This window comes from Mesorhizobium sp. WSM4844, assembly GCF_055811775.1.
On sequence record NZ_JBVVQB010000107.1, the window covers coordinates 1 to 7,885 of the forward strand.

The following is a 7,885-nucleotide window of genomic DNA, read 5'->3' on the forward strand; positions in this document are numbered from 1 at the left end:
GGACAGAGGGGGGTGGGAGGGCGTGGCTGCGATCGATTGACAGGTTGGAGGGACAGCACCCCCCTCTGCCCTGCCGGGCATCTCCCCCGCAAGGGGGGAGATCGGCCCTCATCGATGCCTTCGCCAATCACGAAGACGAGGGTGCCTGATGGGTCACGATCTCGTTCCGCCGCGTCAGCGCAAGAACGCAAAATCGATGCGTCGTGTGATGACCGACGCCGAGTTGAAACTTTGGAACGAGCTTCGCGCCCATAGATTGATGGAGCTGAGTTTTCGCCGGCAGGTGCCGATCGGACCGTACATTGTTGACTTTGCCTGTCCGACACACCGCCTAGTCGTCGAGGTCGATGGCAGCCAGCACGCGAACACTGAACGCGCGGAGCGCGATGCAGCACGCAGCGCTTATTTGAAGAGCAGCGGCTGGACCATCCTGCGCTTCTGGAACGACGACGTCATTCGCGACATCGACAATGTCTGCCAGCACATAATCATCGAGGCCGGTGCGGACAGGCGCTGACTTTCACCCCGCCACCGGCGTCCACATCACATCCTCGACCCTGCCCGCCCCCGTCGCCAGCATCACCAGCCGGTCGAAGCCGAGCGCGGCGCCGCTTGCCTGCGGCATGATGGCCAGTGCGGCGAGGAAATCCTCGTCGATCGGATAGCGTTCGCCGTAGATGCGCTGCTTCTCGTCCATTTCGAGGATGAAGCGCCGGCGCTGCTCGTCGGCGTCGGTCAGCTCGCCGAACGCATTGGCCAGCTCGACGCCGCAGCAATAGAGTTCGAAGCGTTCGGCGGTCCTCGGGTCATCGGCGCCCGGCCGAGCAAGGGCTGCCTCCGAAATCGGATAGCCGTAAAGAATCGTGGCGCGCCCCTGCCCCAGCCCCGGTTCGATCTTTTCCACCATCACCCGACTGAACAGATCGGCCCAATTGTCGTCGGGCGCGGTGCGCAAGCCCGCCTGGACCAGAGCCGCATGCAGCGCCTCGCGATCGGTGCTGCCGTCGGCGGCGAGCGTGGCCAGCAGATCGATACCGGCATAGCGGATAAAAGCCTCGGCGACGCTCAACCGTTCCGGCTCGGCGAACGGATCGGCCTCGCGGCCGCGAAAGCCGAAGCGTTTCGTGCCGGCGCGCTCGGCGGCCAGCGCGACAAGCCCGGCGCAATCCTGCATCAGACTGTCGTAGGTCTCATCGGCCCGGTACCATTCGAGCATGGTGAAGGACGGATGGTGTAATGGGCCGCGCTCGCGGTTGCGATAGACGGCACTCAGGCTGAAGATACGTTTCTCGCCGGCGGCGAGCAGCTTCTTGCAGGCGAATTCCGGCGAAGTGTGTAGATAGAGCGGCTGGTGCCGCCCATCCGGGCCGAGCGCCTCGGTGGCGAAGGCCGACAGATGCGCCTCGTTGCCGGGCGAGACCTGCAGCGCCGCGGTCTCGACTTCGACGAAGTCGCGGCGGGCAAACCAGTCGCGCACGGCCGCGGTGATGGCGTTGCGCAGGATCAACCGCGGCCGCCGGTCGGCGTGAACATCAGGCGTCCACCACGGCGAGGCGGCGGTCATGGCGACAGGATTTGCATCGAGGACTGGCGATTGCCGCCAAGATGCGCTAGGCCGCACCGAACGGCTCCCGCAGCCGATTTGCGCCATTCGGCGCTCCCAGGCCAGTCAACGCTCTTAGGAATAAAGCCCGTGAAGGTCATCGCCAGTTCCCTACGCAAAGGCAATGTCGTCGAAAAGGACGGCAAGCTCTATGTGATCCTCTTTGCCGAAAACATCCATCCGGGCAAGGGCACGCCGGTGACCCAGCTCGATATGCGCCGCATCTCCGACGGGGTGAAGGTTTCGGAGCGCTACCGCACCACCGAGCAGGTCGAGCGCGCCTATGTCGAGGAGCGCGAGCATACCTTCCTCTACCACGACGCCGAAGGCTACCATTTCATGAACCCGGAAAGCTACGACCAGGTCGCGGTGCCGGAAAGCGTGGTCGGCGAGATGGCGCCCTATCTCAAGGAAGGCATGGCGGTGCAGATTTCGCAGTACAACGGCATCGCCATCTCGCTGGTGCTGCCGCAACGCGCCACCTTCGAGGTGGTCGACACCGAGCCGGTGACCAAGGGCCAGACCGCGTCCTCGTCCTACAAGCCGGCGACGCTGTCCAACGGCGTGCGGACGCTGGTTCCGCCGCACATCACCGCCGGCACCCGCGTGGTGGTGATGACGGCTGATGGCGCCTATGTGGAGCGCGCCAAGGACTGAGAGGCAGGATCATTTTTGTCGTCGCTGAAGGTGTCGCGCGCGATGAATGCCAGGGCGCAACTCACGCCGGTGCCGCGATGCGTGCCGTCTCCTTCACTGAACAGTGCAGATTCAGCCAAGGATGAAACCGGCCACCAGAACCGTGAGGATCATCGACAGCGGGACGGCAAGCAGGCAGCAGGCCTCCAAGGTGTTGATTTGCCAAGAGTTCATCGGGCGCTTCCCAGTTGGTTTCCTGTCTAAACGGTCAGACCGGGATGGCAGTTCCACGAAAAATCTCCCGCGTCATTCCGTGCCACGATCATGCCGATCGACACGAACCCCGGTCATCCAGCGGGCACGCGCCAGATGCGTCGCCCAGGCGCGGAATGCCCGTTCTGGCTCCTGCTCCGGGTCAATGTGCAGGACGGTGTGGGCGACCTCACGCCAATCGGCGCTGTCCGCCGAAGCATCGAGCAGCCGGATGTAAGTCAGCATGCAGTGCTCGTCATACGCGGTCAGCGCCGAAGACGTCGGCGCCGTATCTGCGAAATGAGCGTTTTGCGGCATCTTTGGCATTGTGATCTACCAGCAATGGCGCAGCGTAACAGGCCGTCGGGAAACCCGCGCCCTTCAATTGGAGGACGCTGGCCGATCTAGGTTCGCTGCGCGCCCCGAAAATCAGGATGCGGCTTAGCTACATTCGCTTCTGGGGCTTTAGATGAGTCCATAGCACTGCGGCGGCAAACAAGAGCGCAAAGACAAGCGAGACATTAAAAATCGGATGGGTGCCGGACACAGCCACCGTTGCGGCAACAATGCCGATGATCGCTAAGATTGCCCCCAAAACAACGCCCATGAAACGCATTACCAACCCTCACATCTCTTGGTCAGGTAGGCAGCCTCTGATGGCATGACAAGTTCATAGCGCCAGCCCCGTTTGCCCTCTACCCCCGCGGCCGCCGCATCAGCATCATGCCGTAATGCACCGCCAGCAAGTCCAGCCCGATTTTTAGCAGTTTCGACAGCACATCCCGCGGCTCGCCGGTCTGTTCGGCGAGGCTCTTCACCGTTTCGCCGGCGCAGCAGACTTTTTGCACCACGACCGACACCTCCCAATGCGCAAGCGCCCTGGTGGCGTCGGCATAGGCGCGGCCGGCGGACAGGATGCGGTCGGCAACGCCGCCGCCGATGCGTCCGCCGTCGACACGCTCGGTCAGCGCCATCGGCTTGACGCCGTCCTGTGCCGAGACGCGAAAATCCTCGCGGTAGCGCATGCCCGCCTCGCGCTGCTGGCGCGACAGCGAGGTGATGCCGGTCAGCGGGTCGACATTGCGCACACGCACAATGCCGCCGGTCGCGGTGTGGCCGTTATTGGACACCTCATAGACGCGCCTCGCCTCCAGCGTGCCGGTCGCCAGCCGCTTGCGGCCGAAGGCATCGTCCTTCAGCGCGAAATCATGGCCGACCTGCTTGCGGATACGCACCTGCTCGGCCTCGCCGGTGGGTAATTTGGGCGGCTTGGCCTTTTGCGCGGTTTTCTTGCTCATTTGTGGCTCCTCGTTTGATTGCTGCCGTCGCAGAACCTGGGTTCCTCGCCCCACGGAGTGGGGAGAGGTGGCTCGGCAAAGCCGAGACGGAGAGGGGCGGTCGCGCCGCACGCTGGCGATTTCGTCGACCCGATGCCGCTCACGCTGCGTCCGCGAGAGCCGTACGGCGATGGTCGCAGAACCGCGCCGCGTGATAGGCGCAGTAGCTTTTCAGCGGCCGCGTGCGCAAGCCGCAGCACAGCATCGCCAGTGCCGGCCGGCTGCCGGGCGCGTCGTTTTCGGGGTTTTGCTCGAGCGTCAGGTCGAGCGGTGCGCGGCAGCGGTTGAACAGGCAGTCGATGAAGCGCATGGCCGCGACATGCGGCTGGCGCCCGACGGCGGCAGCGGGGGGCGGCGACGGCAGCTTGAGGGCCTCGCCGTCGGGCCCTTGGATCTCGCGCACCAACGGGCGCTGCGGCAGCCAGACCGGCGGCGCCAGCCTGGCGGGCGTGCGGGCGATGCTTTGCGATACTGTATCGGTGTAGGCGGGCATGGCGTCGGTCCATTGAAAGGTTGCGTAAATGCCGAAGCTGCGCCCCTCTCCCCGTTGACGCCCGTTGACGGGGAGAGGATGCCGGCAAGCAGGTGAGGGGCGGCGCGGCGGCGCCGAAATTCGGGGCCGGAGCCGTGAGGGGACGGCTCCGGCCGTTCCGGTCGCCGCCGCGGGCGGCAGGGCGACCGGATCCGAGGCGCGAGCCTCGGGCTTCGTCCCGGCCGGGGAGGAGGACAGCCGGGACGGATGGGAAAGCGAGATGGAGCGTGGCTTGTGCATGGCTATATATAAGCATAACTCAAAAAATTATGCAAGCTATTCTTTCATGGACGAAATCGATTCTTATGTTTCAGATGGCGCCATGGCGAAAACCTCATTGTCGATCAAGGTCGGGGCGGCGATCCGCAAGGCGCGCAAGCAGCGCGGCCTGGTGATGCGCCATATTGCCGAGCACAACGACACCGACGTCGCCGCTGTCGGGAATTGGGAAACCGGCCGCAACCTGCCGAAAACCGAGAACCTTTTGAAGACCGCCGCCTTCCTGCGCGTCGACCCGGTGGCGCTCGGCAAGGGCGAGGTCGTCTTCCTCGACGACGCCGACAATGTCGCCGACGCCGAGATCGTCACCGACGCCGCCCCCCTGCCCGCCGGCCCGATGGACATCGAGCTTCTGGGTGCCGCGGTCGGCGGCGACGACGGCGACTTCACCTTCAACGGCGAGGTCGCCGGCTATGTCCAGCGCCCGCCCGGCATCGCCCATCTGCGCAAGGTGTTCGCGCTGCACGTGCTCTCCGATTCGATGGTGCCGCGCTACGAGCCCGGCGAGATGCTCTATTGCGGCGGCCGCGACGCCGTGCCCGGCGACCACGTGGTGATCGAGATGTTTCCCGAGGAAAACGAGCGCAACGGCAAGGCCTTCATCAAAAAGCTGGTCAAGCGGACCGCCGCCGAGCTGGTCGTCGAGCAGTACAATCCGCCGAAGACGCTGAGCTTCAACCGCTACGCGATAAAACACGTCTGGCGCGTCATCCCGCTCAAGGAACTGCTGGGTTACTAGGGCGGCGGCGGCGGAGCGCGCCCTTCTCCCCCTGTGGAGAAGGAATCGCCACTCCCCATCAAGCCCGCCTGGATCTCTCCAGCAGAACCTCGCGCTCGCCAAGCATCCGCGCTTCGGCGCGGCGCTGCTGCCGCTCGTCGATGAACGCCGCCTGGATCGAGACCGCCGCGCCCGGCAGGCCATCGGCGCGACAGGCCGAGCAGCGAAGCCGCCCCGACAACGCCGCCAGCGGCGTCTGCGCGGTCACCCCGAAACGCCTCAGCTCCGCCGGCTTCCACCATCTGTTTCGACCGCAATCGATACACTCGACCGCGATCGAGACGACCTCGGCTATCGTTGCTTCCTTGCCCGGCAATGCCATCGTCCCTGATGCCTCAGTTCCTGTTTTGTTCACATCATTAGGGGTTTTTCCCGAAGAGTCGAGTCGGTTCCGCTTAACGCTTGCAAAAGTTTAACTTGTGCCATTTTGTGAGTTATGCTTATATTGCATACCCGATGGATAGTTAGCGCCGCGGACGATCGGACAGGCGGCAAGGGCCGGGCATCCGTCGCGGCCGCCGCAAGCCAAGGAAACGAGGATGGACGCCCTCTCCGCTCAATTCGCCCGCGATTGCGGCTATACTGGCGACAGCCCGGCCATGCTGACGGCCTTCGCCGCCATCCGCCACGACGGCATAGGCAAGGCCCGCCAGGGCCATGACCAGCGCAAGGCGCTGATCGAAAGGCTGAAGCATGGCGAGGCGCTGTTCCTGGCGGCGGTCCGCCCGGCGCAGTCGGCCGAGGAGGCGCTCGAGGACGTCGCCCGCTTGATTGCCTGTTATCGCAACATGCCGCGCTGGCGCCAGGAAAGGCGCGGCACCGACCTCGCCCGCGCCAGGCAGCAGCTTCTGCTGGCGCGCTTCTTCCGCCGCTACGGCCACCGCCTCTGGTCCCGGCAGGCGGCGTAGGCTGGAGGTTGAGGTACGTCGGCGCCGCCCCGCTGCCGGCACCTTCTCCCCGGCAGGGCGATGAAGGGCAGCGCAAACCTGAAGCGATTACCCTCCACCTGCCCTCCACGTTCCTTGACAATCCGCCCTATTTGTTCTCTTTATGTTCCACAAAAACTCACCCTCAAGACAATGCGGCGTTCGAACCGCCGCGGGCGAACGGGCCGGATGGAAGCCAACATCCTCCACGCTGATCTGGACGCCTTCTATGCCTCGGTCGAACAGTTGCTCGACCCCGCCCTGCGCGGCAAGCCGATCGCCGTCGGCGGCGGCGTCGTCTTGGCCGCGTCCTACGAGGCCAAGGCTTTTGGCGTGCGTGGCGGCATGCCGGGGCGGCGCGCGCGTGAACTCTGCCCCGGGCTGATTTTCGTCGGCGGCCATTTCAAGGATTATCAGCGGCTCGGCGATGCGGCTATTCAAGTGCTCGGCGATTTCACCCCGGTGGTCGAGCGGATTTCCATCGACGAGGCCTTTGCCGACGTTGCCGGCTGCACCCATCTGTTCGGCCCGCCGGTCGAGATCGCGACAACCATCCGCCGCCGCGTGCGGGCCGAGCTTGGCTTGCCGATCTCGGTCGGCGTGGCGCGCACCAAGCACCTGGCCAAGATCGCCTCGCAGGTGGCCAAGCCCGACGGGCTGGTGGTGGTCGATCCGCGCCACGAGCTGGAGTTTCTGCACGAGCTGCCGGTCGAACTGATGTGGGGCGTCGGTCCGGTCACCAGGGAGCGGCTGGCCGGCATTGGTGTGCGCACCATCGGCGAGCTGGCGAAGACCAATGGTGGGTCGCTGGAGCGTCTGCTCGGCCCGGCGGCGGGTGAAAAACTCAACGCGCTGGCCTGGAACCGCGATCCGCGAAAACTCGAGACGCAGCGCCGGGCGCGATCGGCCGGCGCGCAGTCGGCACTCGGCAGGAAACCGGCCGAGGCAAAAATCTTCGTGCCCACCCTGCTGCATCTGGCCGACAGGGTCGCAACCAGGCTGCGGGCGAAATCGCGACCCGGCCGCACGGTGACGGTCCGCGTCCGCTTTGCCGATCTGCGCTCGGTGACGCGTTCGATCACGCTCGACCAGCCGATTTCGGCAACCGCGATGCTGGCCGAGATCGCCGAGGCGCTGGTGCGCAAGGTGCTTGTCGATCATCCGCACGAAAAGACCATCTCGCTGCTGGCGATCGCCGTCTCGCATCTGGAGAACCAACCGGCCCTGCAGCTGGAATTGCCGCTCGGCCTCGACGATGACAGCCGCCGCCCCGGCACCAGGAAGGGCGCGGCGCGCTGGACCGCCGACCGCGCCATCGACCAGATCCGCGACCGCTTCGGCTGGGAGGCGGTCGGCTATGCCTCTGTCGCGTTCGGCCAATCGCGATCGGTCCCCGATGCGTTTCGCGAGCTGGCCGAAAAGGAACTGTAAGGGAGTAGGAGAGTAGGGAAGTAGGGAAATTAGCCCCTACTGCCCTACTGCCCTACTGCCCTACTGCCCTACTGCCCTACTGCCCTACTGCCCTACTGCCCTACTGCCCTA

General features: G+C 65.1%; 11 protein-coding genes. 5 read left to right on the top strand and 6 right to left on the bottom strand.

Translation table 11 applies throughout. The features are described from left to right. Positions 1-148 precede the first annotated feature (148 nt). Positions 149-517 (top strand): endonuclease domain-containing protein, encoded by a 369-nt coding sequence (locus tag AC0L2A_RS35500; RefSeq protein WP_473612844.1) that lies wholly within the window; start codon positions 149-151, stop codon positions 515-517. A 3-nt stretch (positions 518-520) separates the two neighbouring features. Here AC0L2A_RS35500 and epmA read toward each other — a convergent pair whose 3' ends face one another. Then, complete coding sequence (gene epmA, locus AC0L2A_RS35505) at positions 521-1,564, bottom strand: EF-P lysine aminoacylase EpmA (protein ID WP_473612845.1); 1,044 nt, start codon at positions 1,562-1,564, stop codon at positions 521-523. Between the two features lie 129 nt (positions 1,565-1,693). Between epmA and efp the strand changes: the two genes are divergently transcribed. After that, positions 1,694-2,260, top strand: a complete 567-nt coding sequence (efp, locus tag AC0L2A_RS35510) for an elongation factor P (protein WP_091598816.1) — start codon at positions 1,694-1,696, stop codon at positions 2,258-2,260. Positions 2,261-2,545: 285 nt separating this feature from the next. Here efp and AC0L2A_RS35515 read toward each other — a convergent pair whose 3' ends face one another. From AC0L2A_RS35515 to AC0L2A_RS35530, 4 genes are all read right to left on the bottom strand, one after another. Continuing rightward, on the bottom strand, positions 2,546-2,818 hold the full coding sequence (locus AC0L2A_RS35515) for a hypothetical protein (protein ID WP_419693923.1): 273 nt from the start codon (positions 2,816-2,818) through the stop codon (positions 2,546-2,548). 118 nt (positions 2,819-2,936) lie between these two features. Continuing rightward, positions 2,937-3,107, bottom strand: coding sequence for a hypothetical protein (locus AC0L2A_RS35520; protein ID WP_473612846.1), 171 nt, complete (start codon positions 3,105-3,107; stop codon positions 2,937-2,939). Positions 3,108-3,186: 79 nt separating this feature from the next. Continuing rightward, positions 3,187-3,789 (bottom strand): DUF6456 domain-containing protein, encoded by a 603-nt coding sequence (locus AC0L2A_RS35525; RefSeq protein WP_473612848.1) that lies wholly within the window; start codon positions 3,787-3,789, stop codon positions 3,187-3,189. A gap of 139 nt (positions 3,790-3,928) precedes the next feature. Beyond that, positions 3,929-4,321, bottom strand: coding sequence for a hypothetical protein (locus AC0L2A_RS35530; RefSeq protein ID WP_473612849.1), 393 nt, complete (start codon positions 4,319-4,321; stop codon positions 3,929-3,931). Between the two features lie 361 nt (positions 4,322-4,682). Between AC0L2A_RS35530 and AC0L2A_RS35535 the strand changes: the two genes are divergently transcribed. Then, positions 4,683-5,378, top strand: coding sequence for an XRE family transcriptional regulator (locus tag AC0L2A_RS35535; protein ID WP_473612850.1), 696 nt, complete (start codon positions 4,683-4,685; stop codon positions 5,376-5,378). A gap of 58 nt (positions 5,379-5,436) precedes the next feature. Here AC0L2A_RS35535 and AC0L2A_RS35540 read toward each other — a convergent pair whose 3' ends face one another. Continuing rightward, positions 5,437-5,739 carry a hypothetical protein gene (locus tag AC0L2A_RS35540; protein ID WP_027154271.1) on the bottom strand — a complete coding sequence of 101 codons (303 nt, stop codon included), beginning with the start codon at positions 5,737-5,739 and terminating at the stop codon, positions 5,437-5,439. A 217-nt stretch (positions 5,740-5,956) separates the two neighbouring features. Here AC0L2A_RS35540 and AC0L2A_RS35545 point away from each other — a divergent pair, with 217 nt between their 5' ends. Both AC0L2A_RS35545 and dinB read left to right on the top strand, forming a co-directional pair. Then, positions 5,957-6,325: a hypothetical protein gene (locus AC0L2A_RS35545; protein WP_473612852.1), complete on the top strand. Its 369-nt coding sequence runs from the start codon at positions 5,957-5,959 to the stop codon at positions 6,323-6,325. 207 nt (positions 6,326-6,532) lie between these two features. Further along, positions 6,533-7,774: a DNA polymerase IV gene (dinB, locus tag AC0L2A_RS35550; protein ID WP_473612853.1), complete on the top strand. Its 1,242-nt coding sequence runs from the start codon at positions 6,533-6,535 to the stop codon at positions 7,772-7,774. Positions 7,775-7,885: the final 111 nt, after the last annotated feature.